The 18,458-nt window shown below is 39.7% G+C and carries 17 protein-coding genes; 9 read left to right on the top strand and 8 right to left on the bottom strand.

Translation table 11 applies throughout. The features are described from left to right. Positions 1-44: 44 nt before the first annotated feature. The 6 genes from BW935_RS13400 (at position 45) to BW935_RS13375 (ending at position 6,352) form a co-directional block, all read left to right on the top strand. Complete coding sequence (locus BW935_RS13400) at positions 45-1,481, top strand: S1C family serine protease (protein WP_394333611.1); 1,437 nt, start codon at positions 45-47, stop codon at positions 1,479-1,481. 45 nt (positions 1,482-1,526) lie between these two features. Further along, on the top strand, positions 1,527-1,946 hold the full coding sequence (locus BW935_RS13395; RefSeq protein ID WP_076502256.1) for a nucleotidyltransferase substrate binding protein: 420 nt from the start codon (positions 1,527-1,529) through the stop codon (positions 1,944-1,946). 106 nt (positions 1,947-2,052) lie between these two features. Then, positions 2,053-3,336, top strand: a complete 1,284-nt coding sequence (locus BW935_RS13390) for an LVIVD repeat-containing protein (protein WP_076502254.1) — start codon at positions 2,053-2,055, stop codon at positions 3,334-3,336. Further along, positions 3,336-3,935 carry a hypothetical protein gene (locus tag BW935_RS13385; RefSeq protein WP_076502252.1) on the top strand — a complete coding sequence of 200 codons (600 nt, stop codon included), beginning with the start codon at positions 3,336-3,338 and terminating at the stop codon, positions 3,933-3,935. The genes BW935_RS13390 and BW935_RS13385 overlap by 1 nt, the downstream gene beginning before the upstream one ends. A gap of 46 nt (positions 3,936-3,981) precedes the next feature. After that, the gene (locus BW935_RS13380; RefSeq protein ID WP_076502250.1) at positions 3,982-4,695 is read left to right on the top strand and encodes an ABC transporter ATP-binding protein; all 714 of its coding nucleotides are present in this window, start codon (positions 3,982-3,984) and stop codon (positions 4,693-4,695) included. After that, entirely contained in the window at positions 4,688-6,352 is a 1,665-nt protein-coding gene (locus BW935_RS13375; RefSeq protein WP_076502248.1) for a putative ABC exporter domain-containing protein, read from the top strand. Before BW935_RS13380 ends, BW935_RS13375 begins: the two co-directional genes overlap by 8 nt. Before the next feature lie 57 nt (positions 6,353-6,409). Here the strand turns inward: BW935_RS13375 and vapC are convergent, their stop codons facing one another. The 4 genes from vapC to BW935_RS13355 all read right to left on the bottom strand — a co-directional run bounded on the left by vapC (position 6,410) and on the right by BW935_RS13355 (position 8,721). Beyond that, positions 6,410-6,814 carry a type II toxin-antitoxin system VapC family toxin gene (gene vapC, locus BW935_RS13370; RefSeq protein ID WP_076502246.1) on the bottom strand — a complete coding sequence of 135 codons (405 nt, stop codon included), beginning with the start codon at positions 6,812-6,814 and terminating at the stop codon, positions 6,410-6,412. A 1-nt stretch (position 6,815) separates the two neighbouring features. Further along, positions 6,816-7,007: a type II toxin-antitoxin system VapB family antitoxin gene (locus tag BW935_RS13365; protein WP_076502244.1), complete on the bottom strand. Its 192-nt coding sequence runs from the start codon at positions 7,005-7,007 to the stop codon at positions 6,816-6,818. Positions 7,008-7,135: 128 nt separating this feature from the next. After that, a complete protein-coding gene (locus BW935_RS13360) occupies positions 7,136-7,681 on the bottom strand; it encodes a hypothetical protein (RefSeq protein ID WP_076502241.1) in 546 nt (181 codons plus the stop codon). Then, the gene (locus tag BW935_RS13355; protein WP_076502239.1) at positions 7,678-8,721 is read right to left on the bottom strand and encodes a BF3164 family lipoprotein; all 1,044 of its coding nucleotides are present in this window, start codon (positions 8,719-8,721) and stop codon (positions 7,678-7,680) included. Before BW935_RS13355 ends, BW935_RS13360 begins: the two co-directional genes overlap by 4 nt. Before the next feature lie 485 nt (positions 8,722-9,206). Between BW935_RS13355 and BW935_RS13350 the strand changes: the two genes are divergently transcribed. Together BW935_RS13350 and BW935_RS13345 are read left to right on the top strand one after the other, a co-directional pair. After that, positions 9,207-10,574: a pyridoxal-phosphate dependent enzyme gene (locus BW935_RS13350; RefSeq protein ID WP_076502237.1), complete on the top strand. Its 1,368-nt coding sequence runs from the start codon at positions 9,207-9,209 to the stop codon at positions 10,572-10,574. A 129-nt stretch (positions 10,575-10,703) separates the two neighbouring features. Continuing rightward, positions 10,704-11,591: a flavin reductase family protein gene (locus BW935_RS13345; protein WP_076502235.1), complete on the top strand. Its 888-nt coding sequence runs from the start codon at positions 10,704-10,706 to the stop codon at positions 11,589-11,591. Positions 11,592-11,849: 258 nt separating this feature from the next. On the opposite strand, the gene sppA is transcribed toward BW935_RS13345, so the two are convergent. Continuing rightward, the gene (gene sppA / locus BW935_RS13340; protein ID WP_076502233.1) at positions 11,850-13,610 is read right to left on the bottom strand and encodes a signal peptide peptidase SppA; all 1,761 of its coding nucleotides are present in this window, start codon (positions 13,608-13,610) and stop codon (positions 11,850-11,852) included. A 42-nt stretch (positions 13,611-13,652) separates the two neighbouring features. Between sppA and folK the strand changes: the two genes are divergently transcribed. After that, positions 13,653-14,177 (top strand): 2-amino-4-hydroxy-6-hydroxymethyldihydropteridine diphosphokinase, encoded by a 525-nt coding sequence (folK, locus tag BW935_RS13335; RefSeq protein ID WP_245802702.1) that lies wholly within the window; start codon positions 13,653-13,655, stop codon positions 14,175-14,177. Positions 14,178-14,194: 17 nt separating this feature from the next. On the opposite strand, the gene fabD is transcribed toward folK, so the two are convergent. The 3 genes from fabD to BW935_RS13320 form a co-directional block, all read right to left on the bottom strand. Next, on the bottom strand, positions 14,195-15,070 hold the full coding sequence (fabD, locus tag BW935_RS13330) for an ACP S-malonyltransferase (RefSeq protein ID WP_076502232.1): 876 nt from the start codon (positions 15,068-15,070) through the stop codon (positions 14,195-14,197). An 87-nt stretch (positions 15,071-15,157) separates the two neighbouring features. Further along, positions 15,158-15,565 (bottom strand): thiol-disulfide oxidoreductase DCC family protein, encoded by a 408-nt coding sequence (locus BW935_RS13325; RefSeq protein WP_076502230.1) that lies wholly within the window; start codon positions 15,563-15,565, stop codon positions 15,158-15,160. Next, positions 15,562-18,339: a T9SS type B sorting domain-containing protein gene (locus BW935_RS13320; protein ID WP_076502228.1), complete on the bottom strand. Its 2,778-nt coding sequence runs from the start codon at positions 18,337-18,339 to the stop codon at positions 15,562-15,564. The genes BW935_RS13325 and BW935_RS13320 overlap by 4 nt, the downstream gene beginning before the upstream one ends. Positions 18,340-18,458: the final 119 nt, after the last annotated feature.

The raw sequence follows: 18,458 nt of genomic DNA, 5'->3' as shown, positions 1-18,458 counted from the left end.
ACCTTCTTTTTAACTTAGAAATTGAATTTTCGTTAAACATCATGATGAAAAATATCCAAATAATTCTCCTAGCATTTGTAGCGGGTCTCGCAGGCGCTTTTGTTTTTGTGGAATTTATTGCTGAAAAACCACAATTGCCGTATGAATATAATCAAAGTGAGTCTTTTGGAAGACAACAGGTTAATTATGACGCTTATAAGGAAGAGTCAGTGCCTTCTGCTCCAACTTCTTTTGTCGAAGCATCCGAAGTGAGTACGCCATCAGTCGTATTTATTAAAAACTTTTCAGGCTCGGATTACAGACGTTACAGTATTTTTGACTATTTCTTTGGTTCAGGTCCAACCCAGCGTGTCAGTACAGGATCTGGGGTGATTATCAGCAGGGATGGTTACATCATTACCAATAACCATGTGATAGATAGAGCAGAGACCATTGAAGTGGTGCATCAGAAGCGGACCTACAAAGCTGAACTGATAGGTACTGACAAAAATACAGACATTGCTGTACTCAAAATTGACGCAGCTAATCTTCCTGCTATCAAGCAGGGCAGTAGCCGAGACCTGAGAATAGGTGAGTGGGTCATCGCTGTGGGCAATCCGTTTAACCTGACATCTACTGTCACCGCTGGTATTGTTTCGGCCAAAGAACGGCAAATCAACATACTTGGAGGGGATTTTCCGCTGGAATCATTTATTCAAACAGATGCTCCTATCAACCCTGGTAATTCAGGTGGAGCACTTGTTAATACCAAAGGAGAACTGGTAGGGATCAATACAGCCATTCTTTCAAGAACTGGATCATACACGGGGTATGGCTTTGCGGTGCCTGTGGACATAGCAGTCAAAATCGCTAATGACTTGATCAAGTACGGGGAGGTACAAAAGGCGCTACCAGGTGTGGATGTGGTGGAAATCACCCCAGAATTGGCGGATGAAATGAATCTAAAAACACTCGACGGAGTCATCGTTACCAACGTGCTGAGAGGGGGGGCTGCTGAGAAGGCTGGCATTCAAAAGGATGATGTGATTACACAGATTGAAGGTTTCCCTGTTATGGGTAAGGGAAGCTTTGAGGAAGTACTGTCTTACTACTATCCTGGAGATCAGTTGACATTTACCTTCCAGCGCAAATCCGACAGAAAAACGGCCAAGGTTACTTTGCAAAACCTTGATGGGGGTACAGGAGTGCTCAAAAGAGAATTTTACAGTTCAAATATCCTAGGTGCAAGATTAGAATCTGTCAATGCAATAGAGCGAGATCGATTAGGCATAGATTATGGAATCAAAATCACTGGCTTGACAAGGGGTTATTTAAGAGAATTAGGATTGAACAATGGTTTTGTGCTGACTCAAATCAATGGTGAAGCCGCACGGAATCCAGAGAAAGTTGGGCAGTTTTTGGAAAATTTCTCTGGACGTCTTCGCTTAGAAGGGCTCACACCTAATGGGCAACCTTTCATGCAAAGTTACACAGTGAGGTGATGGATTACCATTAAATTATTGTAAATTGAACAGAAAGATAAACCTATGAAATCACCTACACTAACATGTGAGAAGTGCTTGCTTGATTTTCAAGATGCTCTGGAGCAATTGAAGCTATCTGTTCAATGCGGAAAATCTAAGCAGATGGATGCCAAGACAGAAGCCCAACTTGTGAGGAGTTTTGAGCTCACCCATGAATTAGCACTCAAGGTTATTACAGAGTTTTTCAGACAACAAAAGCATCAAGTGACATTTTCTGGATCTCGAGACATCACTGTAGAAGCCTTCAACGAGGATTTGATCGATGATGGAAAAGGCTGGATGGATATGATCATTTTGAGAATCAAGTATAATCCGATCTATCCAGAAAGTGCTCATAACGAATTAGTCAGCAGGATACTAAAAGATTTTATCAGTCTTTTCGAAAATTTCAATAGAAAAATGACGGCAAGATTAGAAAATTAGAAAAAAAGTGGCAATGCTTTGTAGCGTTTGATATGTCGTTTGCGTCCTAGGTTTGTATTGCAAAAACAAATGCGTCTTTGAATCATTTTTACCAAACCACATGCTTATGAAAAAGATCAACCAACTACTCGCTAACTGGCCTGCATATATTTTTTCGCTGGCATTATTGTTTACTTTTTCTTCCTGCGAAGATCAGGTTTCAAGCACTTATACTTACAGAGCTATGGTGCCCGTGTACATGCAGATGAGTGACTTTAGAACCAATGAAGCAATCATAGAGCCAGGTAAGCAATTGGAAAACCCTGGCAAAATATACATCTATGGTGACTTTCTATTGATCAATGAACCTCAAAAAGGAATCCACATCCTGGACAATTCCAATCCTGCCAATCCGATCAATATCAATTTTATCAAGGTACCTGGAAATGTAGATATGGCGGTCAATGCCAATATGCTCTATGCAGATAATTACCTAGACTTATTGGTTTTTGATATTTCTGATCCAAGAAATATTCAGCAAATCAAGAGAGTGGAGGATGTTTTTCTCAGCATGTACACCAATCAGGCTACTGGTACTTTCATGACCATGAAGGATACGGTTTTGACTGCTGAGTCAAACTTTATGCGTGGCTGGTGGGGTGGTGGTAATGTATTCTGGAATCGAGGAGGAATGCTTGCCTTCAGTAGTGATGCCTCACGTGCAGGTGGAGAGAGCTACGGGCAAGGGGGATCGATGGCTAGATTTACCTTGATGAATGCGCACTTATATGCAGTGGATGATTATTCCCTGCGTGTATTTGATGTGAGTACCAAAGAAGAGCCAAATTTTCTCAGCACCATCAATTTGGGTTGGGGGATAGAGACGATTTTCCCTTTTCAAAATCGACTTTTCATAGGCTCCAATACGGGGATGCATATCTATGATGCAACTGAGCCAGCATCTCCAAGTAAAATGTCGGTCTACCAACACGTCACAGCCTGCGATCCAGTAGTGGTCAATGAAACCCATGCCTTTGTCACTTTGAGAACAGGCGTCAATTGTAGGTTTGGTGTGGATGAATTGCATGTGCTCAATATCGAAAACTTGTATGAACCCAAATTACTCAAAACCTATCCTATGGAGAATCCACACGGGCTTGCATTAGCGGGAGATTACCTCTATATCGCTGAGGGAAAACATGGACTGAAGAGTTTTGATGCCGCCGATGTGATGAATATTTCTCGAAATCAGATTGAACACTTCCGTTCTCTTAAGTCAGTAGATATCATTCCTGGGCCAAAATCCCTGATAGTTATCGGACCTGATGGGGTTTGTCAGTTTGACTATTCCAATCCTGAAAAACTCGTGCAGTTGAGCTGTATTGATGTTAAAAATCCTATCGTGGTTTGATGAAATCTACTTTTCTTCTGTTTGTTCTATTTTTCATTTCGAGCCAATTTTCCTTTTCTCAAAGGGAGATTGGCTCTTATATTCATCATGTTGAGATAGGACCATTGATGGGGAAATTAAATGATGATGATCGCATCAATCTTAGTTTTCAGACTTTTCATGGGGTTCAGATTGACTATCATAATCGTGTGGGTTTTTTTGTGGGTTTGGATACCTATCCTGGTTTTAGGTTGATGCCACTTGGCTTTGGATGGCGCCATGAGCTCAATCCTGCTAAAAAATACACCTTAAATTTTGCCTTAGACGTAGGTTATGGCACTTCTTGCCTTGAGAAGCGTGAGATTGAAAACAACAGAGAGGCTTGGTATGAAGGAGGTGGAATGGTAGCTCCAGCCATTGGAATCCGGAAAAAATCAAAAAAAGGTAGGCATAGCTTTACTTGGATGCTAGGCTACAAGCGTCAACATGCAGCTTCTTTTGAAGGTTTTGGCACTATTGGTAGACCTCCTATTGGAGGGATCAACCCGGGATTTGATAGCGTTTTGGAAGAAAGTTACATTTTCAATAACCTTTCCCTTCGTTGGGGTATAGTTTTTTGAGGATTTTTAGTTCTATTGATTATCTTGCCAGAAATAAACATGAAAAATGCTGGAAGTAATTGGCTTAGTCAAGAAGTATGGCAAGCAAAACGCTGTCAATGACATCTCCTTTTCTCTCCAAGGTGGAGAAGTAGTAGGTTTGCTCGGTCCGAATGGTGCGGGTAAAAGTACCACAATGAAGTGTATTGTAGGGCTTTTGAGGAAAACTGCCGGGGAAATTTATATTGGTGGGCATGATCACTTAAGTGTGGCTGCCAAGCGATATTTTTCCTATATCCCAGAGACACCCAGCGTCTATGACTTATTGACCGTCCAAGAACACATGCAGTTTATTGCCCAGGCCTATGCGGTGCCGGATTGGAAGCAGAAGGCGGAGGAGCTTTTTGAATACTATGACCTCAATGATAAAAAGGACAAATTGGGCAGAGACCTTTCCAAAGGGATGCGACAGAAGGTTTCAATCTGCTGTGCACTGCTGCCAGATCCACAGTTGCTGTTTTTTGATGAACCCATGATTGGTCTAGATCCCAAGGCAATCAGAAATACCAAGAAAATCTTCAAAGACCTCAAGGCGCAAGGCAAGACCATTCTGGTCAGTACTCACTTGATCGATTCAGTGGAAAGCATCGCTGATCGCATCATGATCATGAAAGATGGCAACATCGTCGGCAATGATACTTTGGAGAACCTCAAGCGTCAGATGGTGGAAGCGGGGTATAGTTTAGAGGATTTGTTTTTAGAATTGACAAAGGATGAATGAGTTCAAGCTGCTACTCAGGAAAGATCTTTTTATCCTGATCAATAATATCAAGTTGATCCTTAAGAATCCCTTAAGGTTATTGCCCTATTTATTTGTGGTAGGGTATTTTAGTTTTTTCTATTTCAGAAGAGCCAAGAGATCTTCAGCCTCCATACAAGAAGTGGATTTGGAGCAGCTTCAAGAGGCAGCTAGTGCCATGGATGTCATTCCAGATGCAAAGCTCTATGCCAAACTGGCGATCATAGGAGGACTTACGCTATTGGCTTTGGGTGTCTTACTGTTTCAGTTGTTTAGAGCGACCAAGAAGAACATCAGCTTCTTTTCCATGGCGGATGTCAATATGCTTTTTACTGCTCCAGTGGCACCATCCAGTATATTGGTTTACTACCTGATCAGATCAATCTTGCCGATATTGGGAGGGAGTATTTTATTTATGCTCTATGCAAGTGCACAAGTAGTGGAGCAGTTGGGATTGGAAGTGATTCAAGTAGTGGTGATGGGACTGGGCTTGGCGTTTTTTGTTTTCATCCTTTTTCCGATCAAGTTTCTGATCTATACTTTGCACACCAAGTATGACATCATGGAGCATATCAAAAGAGGTGTATTTGGATTTGGAGTGATATTGCTGCTGATGATCGTGATACCTGGTGTGATGGCAGATAAGTTTTGGCATGGGATGTTTGCCTGGCTAGGCTCTCCTTGGTTTGACTTTTTTCCATTGGTAGGCTGGAGCAGGGCGATTATACTGTACCCTTCCCATGAGAACCTTTGGTTGGTGGGTGGTTTTTCATTGGTGTACTTGCTGACATTTTTCATGATCCTCCAAGCTGTATTGCAGCATGCGGGATACTACTATGAAGATGTGCTGGAGTCAACCAAATCAAAAGAAGAAGCAAAGGAAAAAGTAAAAGGCAAAAAAGAAGCTTCAGAATCTGCCATGAGCCTCAATGCCAAAAAGCAGCTGGATATTCCCAATTTTGGATTTGGGGCAAAGGCCTTGTATTGGAGAAACTATGTCCATAGCTCAAGGCAGGATTTCCATCCCTTCTTTGGCTTGTATGGATTAGGTTTTGCTGGACTGGGGATCTTGTTTGCAGCCTTATCTAGGTTTGATTGGTTTTCCCACCATGTAATCTATTTCTATCTATTGATTTTGATATTTATTTATTGGATCGCTGGAATGGGACGCAACAATGTGGGAGACTTGAAGAAGCCCTACTTTATTCTGATACCGGCATCGTGGGGAGCGAAATTTTGGAACCTGATCCGCTTGGATCTGATGCAAACCTTGATTTTCTCTTCGATCCTGATCGTGCCTACCGTATTGATCGCCAAATTGAGTCTTTTGCTGATTCCTGCATTTGTATTGGCGATGCTGATGTTTTACTTGTCGGGATTTGCGATGACTACGGTGACCAATGTGGGTTTTGAAGAAGGTTGGGACAGGAAATTGATCAAACCGGTGATGACAATAGGCGTATTGCTGTTTGGTTTCTTACCAGCTATAGGAAGCGGTCTGTTTGTCTTTATTATCAGCAAGCAGTTTGCTTATGGCATGATTGGGATATGCGTAGGGATGCTGCTAGTCACAGGCGTGATGCTCCATGTAGCCATGGATTTGATCAGCAAGATTGAGTTTAAGGAGCAGGAGGGGTAAAAGAGTATGCGGAATTGGGAAAACTTCTCTTTTTTAATTACTGTAACTCAAATTAACTTAATTTATCTGAAAGCATTCAAATTTAAAGTGCTTGGAAATTGAAATAAAATCCCTGTCTAAATGAAATAGAATAGAGTTAGTTGTAATGGCATACCAAGCGATAAGACAATCATAACTCTTTCTTATTGTAACACCTTTTGACCTCAATACAGAATATATCTGAGCTGCACCTTCAGCAGCCTCAAAAGGATCGGCGTGGATTTGTCTCAATGCATTTAACTTATCCTTCATGTCTAAAAACTCTTTGGGATACTTGATTCCCTGTAAAATCTCTTGGTAGACAGGAGGACAGATTATCACTTGATCCTTGTGCAATAATTCCTGAACAGCACTGATAATCTTTTGGTCTTTTCCTCCAAAAAAATTAATCCATACACTTGTATCTATCAATACATTGTCCATTTCAGTCAGTCCTCATGGCATCTAAATCTCCAGACCAATTGACTTTACCAGCCAATTCAGACAGTTCTTTCAACTTAATCATTCGGAGAAATTCCTTCAATGCTAAATCAACTGCCTCACGCTTTGTTTTGATATTAGTTTTTTCTAAAATCTCATCAATGACTTTTTGATCTATTTCTATATTGGTTCTCATAGCTTCACTTGTTTATACACAAAAATACAAAAAAATATACACATGTTTGATCTAGTGTCTATAAAGAATAAAGAAGCTAAATATAAAATTAGAATCTACCAATGCGCTTTTTCATTCGAATGTAGGCTTTAAAATTCCCATTCAAAAAGGTCTTTAGCGAAGGAGGAACTTTTAATGGGATTACCTGATTTGATAACTTTTAACCCTTGGTCAATCAAGAAGGTATTCACTTCATGGGTCAATAATTTTTCATTCAAGACCCTAAACTCATCCTTGATATCTAAGTAGAAACTTCCTTCTGGGAGTTCTTTATTTTCATTTTCTACGAGGAATTTAAAGAAATAAAAATCATCACTCGCCCTTAAAATAAAGATCATTGGAATGTTTTTCTCTTGAAGTTTTACTGAATTTTCCATCCAATAATCAAGATCACCTATGCAAGTTACACAAGACACATTGATGAACACAACAACGGAAGTTGAATTGATTGCTACAGATCTTGGAACTTCGCTGAACTCTGATTTGTAGCGCCTTAAGGAATCAGGAAGAGTAAGGACAGTATTTGCCAAACTCTCCTCATTCCTTACTACATTTTCTGTATTGTTTTTAGTATTACAAAACGAGAATGCTAAAACTATAATGATGAAAGGGGTGATTTTCAAACCAGTTTTCATAAATCGATAAATAAAACCTCACTTGTATCTATATCAAAAGCATAAAGTCTTTTATCATCGGGTGAAACAGAAATGGTCATCACATCTCTATCAAGATTGATTTGTTTGATAGGATTACCTTCCCAGTCATAAACATATACATGTCTTCCAAAAAAAGCATTTTCTTCAAAATCTTTTTTTCCTGAAAACAATCCATAGATATAATTTTCAGTAGAGGAAATGTTCATAAAGCAATGTTGGATTTCACCACCTCTCTCAAGGGAATATCTGCCAGAAGGATCTATTTGTAGTGCAAAGAGATTATTTATAAGAGTTGGCAATTTGATTGCAAAACTTTTTTTACTTTCCAAGTTGAAAATTTCAATTTGATCATGCCATCTGTACCCCGATGCAATTTTTGATCCATCGGGGTTTGTTGTTGAAGTGAATTGAAAGTATTGCTTAAGTGTTTCGGTAATTAGATTTTCTGGGATATTCAAGTAGTCTCCAAATTCTTCCATGATTTCACCATTTGATAAATTGATTATTTGAAATTTTTTATTAGAATTTAAAGAGCCATTTCCGATTAAAGAAGATTTATTTATGATTTTAACTTCATTAAAGTAATTAGGTAATTTTACTTCGCGAACTGATTCATCCGAATTTAATTTTAACTCTATGATTTTCTTCATTGAAAAATCATGAATTGTCATGATTTCATTTTTAATGTTTGTGGTTTTAGGAGAAAAAGATTCATATAAACCATTTCCCTTGTTAATCATACTTTTAATTATTTCCTGCTCACCAAAACTAAAAAAATGAATGATTTTATTTTCTTTCGCTTTTATATCAAAAATGTACATTCCTGTGTCAACTTCAAAAAATTCATAAGGTGTACCACCGACATATTCGAAAAGTTGATTAAACTTTTTATCTTCAACGAGTGGTAATTCTTTAGATATTTTTGTGTTTTCGTTAATTGAAATTGTTTGTGGAGTCTCTGGATTTCTGCATCCAAAGATAATCAAAGGTATGTATATGTAAATAGATTTATATTTCATGATTTATTATAATTTTGTACAAAAAAAACCTTGTTAAACACAAAAATTTAAGATGATAATTTAAACGCTAACTCATTCATTGAAGATTCCAATATTTTATTCTCAGTCAAGAAGTTAACTCCATATAGATCAAATGGTACTTATTTCTCACTGTAGACTGAATCTCTGAAACCAAATAAAATAATTTTCAGCATTGTAAAATTTTGAAGCAAAATTTTTTAATCGATAACTCCGATAGAGTAGGTGAATTTGATTCAAATGAACCATTTCCTTTGTTGAAAAATTAAGTTATTTACTTATTACTTTGAATTAACTAGTGTAAGTTACTCCAATAGATTATAGTTTCTTGAAACGAAACTGTTAAATAAAGTTAAGCTCATGCATGTGAATACAACTTACCAAATAATCTTCTGAAAAATCAATTTTTCCAACAAAGCCCTTTAAAATTATTTGTAACTTGCCGTCAAATTAGCAATTACCATTTTATGATTTATAATTCAATAATTGAAACGATAGGAAATACACCATTGGTCCGCCTGAATAAGGTTAATCAGGGTATCAAGGGTGAGATTTTGGTAAAAGTAGAATACTTCAATCCAGGCAATTCCATGAAAGATAGGATGGCTATCAAAATGGTGGAGGATGCTGAAGCCTCAGGTATCCTCAAGCCAGGAGGTACAATCATCGAAGGGACAAGTGGAAATACAGGAATGGGCCTAGCATTGGCTGCGATTGCTAAAGGATACAAATGTATCTTCACCATGGCTGACAAGCAGTCAAAGGAAAAAATAGATATTCTTAAGGCAGTTGGTGCAGAAGTGATAGTCTGTCCTACAAATGTTTCACCTGAGGATCCAAGATCTTATTATTCTGTAGCCAAGAAGTTGAACAAAGATATCCCCAATTCTTTTTATCCAAATCAGTATGACAACCTCTCCAACGCACTTGCGCATTATGAGACGACTGGTCCGGAGATTTGGAAGGATACAGCAGGCAAAATCACCCACTATGCAGCTGGTGTAGGTACTGGTGGTTCCATGTGTGGGACAGCCAAATACCTCAAGGAGCAAAATCCAGCAATCGTCACAGTAGGAATTGATACCTATGGTTCGGTCTTCAAGAAGTATAAGGAAACTGGCATTTTTGATGAAAATGAAGTCTATCCTTACCTGACAGAAGGCATAGGAGAGGATATCTTGCCAAAGAATGTGGATTTTGACATGATCGATCACTTCGTGAAAGTAACAGACAAGGATGCGGCAGTGATGACGAGGAGGCTTTCCCGCGAGGAAGGCTTATTTGTAGGCTGGTCATGTGGCTCGGCAGTGCATGGTGCTTTGGAATATGCCAAGGAAAACCTCAAAGAGGGCGACCGCATGGTCATCATCCTGCCTGATCATGGTACGCGCTACTTAGGGAAGATTTACAATGATGACTGGATGCGCAATCATGGCTTCTTGGAAGACAAGACTTTTGGTACAGCCAGAGATATCATCGCCGCGCGCAATGGTGACTATCAACTTTTGGTCACACAGCAAACTGATACAGTCAAAGCTGCCATTGCACTGATGAATAAGACCAGCGTATCTCAAATCCCTGTCATGGATGGAGACCATGTGGTGGGTTGCCTGACGGACAACAAGCTCTTGAGTAAGATCATTGATAATCCTGATTTGAAAGATGCACCTGTATCGGAAGTGATGGAAGACTCCATGAAGTTTGTTGCTTTGGACAGTACGCTAGACGTACTTTCTTCCATGGTGGACAAAGAGAAGGCAGTCTTAGTTCGGGATGATAAGCATCAGATTCATATCATTACCAAGCATGATATCTTGGAAGCGATTACCAAGTAAAAGGGAACGGGTCATTTGACCCGTTTCATTTTACTTTTTGTTTGATACTTTATGAATCAATTGTATCTAGTTCATCTGATTTGATAAATTTGATTTTGAGGAGCATTTCTTTATAAGTGTGATAAGACCATGATCATAGACCCGAAAAACATATCCCCAGCTGCTTTTCAAGCCTACTTGCAAGGAGCAGTGGCGCCGAGACCGATTGCTTTTGCCAGCACCATTAATGCTGAGGGACAAGTGAACCTCAGCCCATTTAGTTTTTTCAATGTGTTCAGTTCCAATCCTCCGATCTTGGTTTTTTCACCATCTAGGAGAGTCAGGGACAATACGACCAAGCATACTTTGGAGAATGTGCAGGAAGTCAAAGAAGTGGTGATCAACATCGTGGATTTTGCCATGGTGGAGCAGATGTCCTTATCCAGCACTGAGTATGACAAAGGGATCAATGAATTTACCAAAGCAGGATTGACAGAAGAGCCCTCCGAAAAAGTCCAACCGCCAAGGGTAAAAGAAGCACCTGTAGCCTTTGAATGTGTTGTCAAAGATATCATTTCTCTTGGTGATCAGGGAGGAGCGGGGAATTTGATTATTTGTGAGGTGATTTTAGCTAGGGTGGATGATGCTATTTTGGATGCTGATGGAAAGATCGACCCATTCAAATTGGATGCAGTCGCTCGGATGGGAGGAGATTGGTATTGTCGAGCCAATGGGTCCGCTTTGTTTGAAATCCCCAAACCACTTCGGACCAAGGGAATTGGTGTAGATCAAATCCCAGATCAGATCAAAAATAGTCTAGTGCTCACTGGAAACAATCTTGGAAGACTTGGTAATGTAGAGGCACTACCATCAAAGTTTGAAATACTAGAATATGGCGATAGACCAGAGATTGTAGAGATGAAAATCAGGTATCAAAATGATCCAGAAAGCATGGTTTATTTCCTCCATGAACACGCCAAATCCCTACTCGAAGAAGGCTTAGTGATGGATGCATGGAAAGTACTTTTACAAGATTAGATGTCTATTCGCCGTTAAATGGTCAACATAGTAATCGCGAAAGCAATTCAATATGTGCCTAAAAAACAGAAGCCTGCTTGAAACTTCAAGCAGGCTTTGTAATTTTTATAAATATCATTCTTGTTTCCTGATGCCACCCAAGTGCTGCTATTTTAAAGCAATTCTTGCACTGATAACTAATTGATTAATCACCAATGACGATTACCCGCAAGATTATTTGTGATTAAAATGGGTTCAGATGTCCTTGCGGATAATCGATCACTTGATAACAATATCAAACGGCGTCCTATACAATGCGCCTTCATACTTTTTCAAACCCTCCAGTTGATGGATAACTGGATAAAGGTCTCCGAATTTATTTTTCATGTAGCGGGATTGTACATCATTTCCTAGGCTAGCTAGCAGGGTTTCGAACCATGGTTTTTGTTGTGGGTAGTACACCACTTTAAAGTCATCGGCTACTTCTGTTTTCTCAGCAGCGATGGCTATGGCATCTTCTAGGCTCCCTAATAAATCTACGAGGCCATTTTCTTTGGCTTGAATTCCTGACCAAACACGACCTCCAGCCACTTGCAATACTTCTTCCTTGCTCATACCTCTGCCTTCTGCTACTCTGGAGATGAAGGTATCATAGCCATCTTCTATGGTTTCCTGATAGATGGATTTTTCAATATCGGTTAGCTTTCTAGTCACGCTGAGGAAATCTGAAAGCTCTCCAGTTTTGACCACATCAGTGGTGATTCCCATTTTGTTTTTCAATAAGCCTTCTGCATTGAACCAAAGCCCAAATATCCCAATAGAACCTGTGATGGTGTTTGGCTGAGCGATGATGGTATCTGCAGGGGCGGAGATATAGTATCCTCCTGATGCTGCGAGTTCACTCATCGAAGCAATCAGCGGTTTTTCTTTCTTAGCTTCACCCAATGCCCTCCAAATCACTTCCGAAGCCAAGGCAGAACCTCCCGGAGAATTTACTCTCAGAACGATGGCTCTGACATCCTTATCGTTTTTGGCTTTGTTGATTTCTTGCACGAGTGATTCGGAAGCGATTACGCCATCAGCCTTGCCACTTACGATTTCCCCTTCAGCGATGATGACTGCGATTTTATTTTTGGACAACCTGTTTTTCGCTTTTGCATTTTTATTGATCGTGGTCACATTGATCGTATTGATCTTATCATCTTCTTCCAAGCCCAGTTTTTCTTTGATCAAATCCCGAACTTGATCTTCGTACCAAAGTCCATCCACCAAGCCATAATCCAAGGCATCTTTATTTTTTCTTACCAACATTTTGGAATTGATAACCTTCAAGCTATCAAAAGCAATTCCTCTACTTTCTGCTACTTTGGAAATGGCATAATCATTCAAATCATTTAGAAATGAGGTAGTTTGTAGTCTGTTTTCCTCACTCATTTTATCCAAAAGAAATGGCTCCACAGCACTTTTGAATTCACCTACACGGAATACGACTGGCTCAATTTCCAGTTTTTCGAATAAGCCTTTGAAAAAGATGATTTCACTAGAAAAGCCATTGTACTCAATTCCGCCTTGCGGATTGAGATAGACTTCATCGGCTACCGAATTGAGGAAATAGGCACTTTCTGTGTATATTTCATCATAGGCGATGATGAACTTGCCAGTATTTCTAAACGCTTGTAATTCATTTCTGAGTTCTTCCAGCATGGACTGACCAGCGAAGAGCATTCCGCTACGTAAGTAGATACCTTTGACATTTTCATTGTCTTTGGCGGTGTTGATGGCTGTTTTCAAATTCATCAAACCGATGGTAGGAGCAGAGCCAAATGGACCGAAAGACGATAAATCGATATCATCATCATTTGTCCTTTCTACAATGGTTCTTCCGTTGAGATTAAGTACCAAAACGGTATTTTCTTTGATTTTGACATCACTATCTGAAGATGAAGCAATGGCAATGATTCCTGCTAAAATAAAAAAGCTGAGCACCGAGAATACCAATAACCCGACTATAACAGCTAAGACGTTTCCTAGAAATTTCATATTTAATTCTAATTAAGCTCCTAAAATACTGTAATTTTATTTATGGATAAACAGACCATGGGATTAATTCAAAAGAATACTGTCGTATTGATCATAGGGGGCAATCTTGGAGACAGAGCACTATTGATAGCAGAGACTACCAAAAAGCTTATCGATAGAGTGGGTCCTTTAGACAAAAGCTCCTCCATTTATGAAACAGCCGCCTGGGGAGGGAATTCTGAAGGCGCCTACCTCAATCAAGTTTTAGTTTTGAATACAAGCTTATCGCCAAATCAATTATTAAAGACTATCCAAAATATCGAAAATGAATTAGGAAGAATTAGGGAGGAAAAATGGGGAAACAGAACCATGGATATTGATATTTTATATTATAATGATTTGGTCATTTCAGAAGATCATTTAAAAATACCGCATCCTTATTTACCAGAGCGACAGTTTGTGTTGATACCATTGACTGAAATCCTTCCTGATCAGCAGCATCCTACACTAAAATTGACTAATCGTGAAATATTGGCGCGATGTCAAGATGAATCAAGTGTGGATATCTATCAAAAAAGCCCGTTCTGAGACCGGGCTTTTTATTATTAGATGCTGGAAACTTCTGATTCCTTGTGTATTTTCTTTACAAGCCCTTGGAGTACTTTTCCTGGGCCACATTCTACAAACTCCGTCGCTCCATCAGCCACCATTTGTTGCACAGACTGAGTCCATTTCACAGGTGCGGTCAATTGGGCAATCAGGTTCTTTTTGATTTCTGCCACATCGCTGACACCTGTAGTGCTCACATTTTGATAAACAGGACAAGAAGGTTCATTGAAAGTCGTGTTTTCAATGGCTGCTTGTAGTTTTTCCCTAGCAGGCTCCATCAGCGGAGAGTGAAATGCTCCACCAACAGGAAGGGGAAGGGCTCTTTTGGCGCCCGCCTCTTTCATTTTCTCACAGGCGATTTCTATGCCTTTGTTTGAGCCAGAGATGACCAATTGACCAGGGCAGTTATAATTAGCAGCGACAACTATCTCACCATGGATAGCAGCACAGATTTCTTCTACTTTCGCATCCTCTAGTCCTAGAATGGCTGCCATTCCAGAAGGATTGATTTCGCAGGCTTCTTGCATCGCAAGTGCCCTTTGATAGACTAATCTCAATCCATCTTCAAATGCCAAAGTACCATTGGCAACTAAAGCTGAAAACTCACCCAAAGAGTGACCTGCCACCATGTCTGGTTTGAAGTTTTCACTGGTTTTAGCCAAGATTACGGAATGCAAAAATATAGCAGGCTGCGTGACCTTTGTTTGCTTCAAGTCCTCTTCCGAACCCTCAAACATGATATCTGTGATACTAAAGCCCAATATTTCATTGGCTTTTTCAAACAACTCTTTTGCGATTGGATTGCTTTCATACAAGTCTTTTCCCATTCCGGAAAATTGGGCGCCTTGTCCCGGAAAAACATATGCTTTCATTATTTTCTAATTTGAAATTCGAAACAAATATATCAAAAAAAAGAGAAGCAATCTTTTGATCACTTCCCTCTCGGTTGTTTTAGATACTCAAATAAATTTATTCCTTTCTTCTTCGGTAGGCAGCCTGCATGTTTCTTTTTTGCCAAACCACCTATACCTATTTCTCGCTACCCAATCATAAATGGGGTCACGAAGAATTTTTGGTAAGATTACAAGCCCATATAATAATGGCCACAAGCCTCCTAAGTTCTTTGAAATATGAAGCGCTGCAGTGCTTTTGTAATATACTTGATCACCATCTATCAATACGAGCGAATCCAAATAATCTGAATCAATGGTATAATCTTCTAAGATTTCTTTGACCTGCTCGTCTTGCAAGGCACCTACTTTAAACCTATTTTTTTTATCTTTTCTGATGATAAAGTCCACAGCATTGTTACATAAGTTGCAGACCCCATCAAATAAAACTACTTTATATTGGTCTTGAATTCTCATCGAATTATTTGTACGGTTCCTTTCATCTTTTGCTCCCTTAGGGCTGGATCGAAGGCGTCAAAGCGAACTACAGCATTGTAGAAATAAGTCCCTGCTGGCAACTCTTTTCCATTTTTATCTCTTCCATCCCATCTGATATAAATGTCGGATTCATTGGCTGTGAAAGAATTATAGCTAAACACTTCTACGCCCCACCTGTTGACAATGAATATTTCTACACCTTCCACAAATCGCGGACATTTAGCAAATGGATTGTCAAAAGCCATGAAAGTATCATTTGCTCCGTCTCCATTAGGAGTAAAGGCATTAGGTAACTCGTAATAAGGACAATTGTCCACGCATACGATATTGCTTGGGTCACTTTCATTACCTGACCTATCTACTGCGGTGATGTAATAGCAACCTTTATAGGTTGGTAGATTGGTGATTCTAGCCGTGCTACTGATGGCAGGTAAAGTTTGGATTAGCGTAAATTCACCATCTTCACCATCAGTACTAAAATAAAGTCTATATGCACTCAATTCATCATCACACTCACCAGTAAAGTCGCCTTCCCAGCTTAGGTTATGCTCAAATGAATTGAAGCCACATGGCTTGTCAGCCAGAAACTCACTACACGCTGGCCCTTCGAAGGCCAAAATTGGAGGACAAGGCAAGCGGTCATCATCTGGTCTTGCACAGATGATCTGAGATTTGTTTTCCAAAGGATAAGTGAGGAGGTCCACATTATAAGACCCTTTGGTGATGACATAGTAGCAGTATTCTATCTCTTTTCTCAAAGGGATACCATTATGACTGCCATCATCAAAATAAGTAAAACCATCAGCGATTACATCTACTTCTGCTATCAATGTAAATGTATCCGCATCTTGGGCATCAGCATCTGTTTTATTTCTATATACTTCGTGCCTAAACTCCGAGGTCAAATTATTCCAAGGAACTGTAAATGACCAATTCAATTCTATGGCTTCATTGATGATGACTGGCTCCAGACGTACACTAGAAGCTGTACTAGAACTATCTATCAGAGTTTGGCCTTCGCGTAAGAGAACTCGATAATTATATACAAGGTTTTCAGTATTGAGTCCAGTATCTGTGAAGACTGTATCTGATGTCGTAATGATAGATTCCCTATTTTGATTCCCTGTAAAGCCTGTACTTCTCACCAATTCATAGGTAAATGGTCCAGGGAATTGCTCCGCGTCTATATCATAGGGAGGAGTCCACCTGATCAGGATTTCTCCATCATTGGTATCCGTGTTTTCTACACTTACATTGGTAATCAAGGGTACATCCACATCCACTGTCACACAAAACTCCTCAGAAACAATACTCTCTCCCAATCTTGGAGCAGGAAAACCTGCTACTAGTCTATAACAATATGTATTACCTGGTGAGAGTCCCTCTCCACCATTAGTATCAAGGAAATTGAAAGTGCCCATATTAGTAGTTCCTACCAGTTCATATCCAGCCCTGATTCCTGTCTCACATGAATCTGGCTCGTATGGGTCACTATTCAGCCTTCTCCATACTTGCATAGTCTCAGCAGTGCTACCACAAGTATATGGATCCCATTTGATGTCCACAGATCGGCCCTGCTCTTGCACAATATCATCAATAACGGGAGGAGGTCCGATGACTCGGATATTCCAAGTTCGAATATCAACCAATGCAGGACCAGACCGTGGTTGGTCAGTGATTCTGACTCTTACCTGATATTCTCTTTCTCTCACATGACTACATACCGTTTGCCAATTGAAATTGACAATACCTGGACTTGGTTGGAAAACTGATACAGGAGAATAAGATGCTGGCGAGGATGATATTTCTATCGGGTCACCGAAAACCTCAATTTTTATAGGATCTCCATCAGGATCTGAGCCTTGGATGATCTCTTCGATATTAGTTCCCGCTACCACACAAAGGTCATCAGGCAGGATCAATTCAGGTCTTTGGTTGTTGGTGTTTTCAATGATGATTTGCATATCACGCACCACATAGCCTATCAATCTAAACTGCCCATCTATTTTCCTGTATTCTTCAATTCTAAAGGCTACATTATATTGACCTGCTAATCCTGGCGCATCCCATATTAAGTCACCCGTTCTTGGATCCAAGGTTAAAAACGGCGGGGTGCCTCCATCTTCTCTATTGAAGCTAAATTCTGATGAAGCAGGGCTTCTGTAATTATTAACAGCTCTTTGAAAATCTTGCTTAGGAATATCCATGGAATAGGCCAGGCTATCTCCATCAGGGTCATATGCGCCTGGATTGTGGATATATCTGATATTGACACCACCATTATCTACAGGCGGAATGGTCAATACGGGGGAATTATTTACCCCAAAAAATGGATCAATTCTAATCATGGTTTCTACATAGAAAGGCGTATCTACGGAATTATCCATGTTTAAAGTATTATCATTTCTATTAAATTCCTTGAAACGAATAATGTATTCGCCAGGTCCTTGATAGGTATGGGTAATGACAAAAGTATTTTTTTCTATTTGGTTACCCAATGCTTCTGTCACAACAAAATCACTTTCGGTGTTCAATTGAACTTCCCTGCCATCACCAAAATTGATGCTCCCTGGTCCGAATACAACGTTGGAACGGGTATCAGTGTAACCGACCACAGTGATCCTATAGGTGAGGGTTTGAGTAGATACTCTCTCGGCGATGATCTCCCCGGCACGGATGTGTGTTGCCAAAGCTTCTTGGGAGATACAGAGAACTAGCGCCAAGAAGGATAAAAGTAAATATTGAATTTTCATGGATGCCTTTCTTATAGTTGACAAGATATACGAAAATAACTAAAGGATGGAGAATTTATTACCTAATATGAAACAATAAAATTAGACAGTTGGTTACTAAATCAAATTAATTCACCCAA

The organism is Belliella pelovolcani (assembly GCF_900156785.1).
GTDB lineage: Bacteria > Bacteroidota > Bacteroidia > Cytophagales > Cyclobacteriaceae > Belliella > Belliella pelovolcani.
The sequence above is the reverse complement of the archived record's forward strand: the minus strand, read 5'-3'. Positions and strand labels throughout refer to the sequence as shown.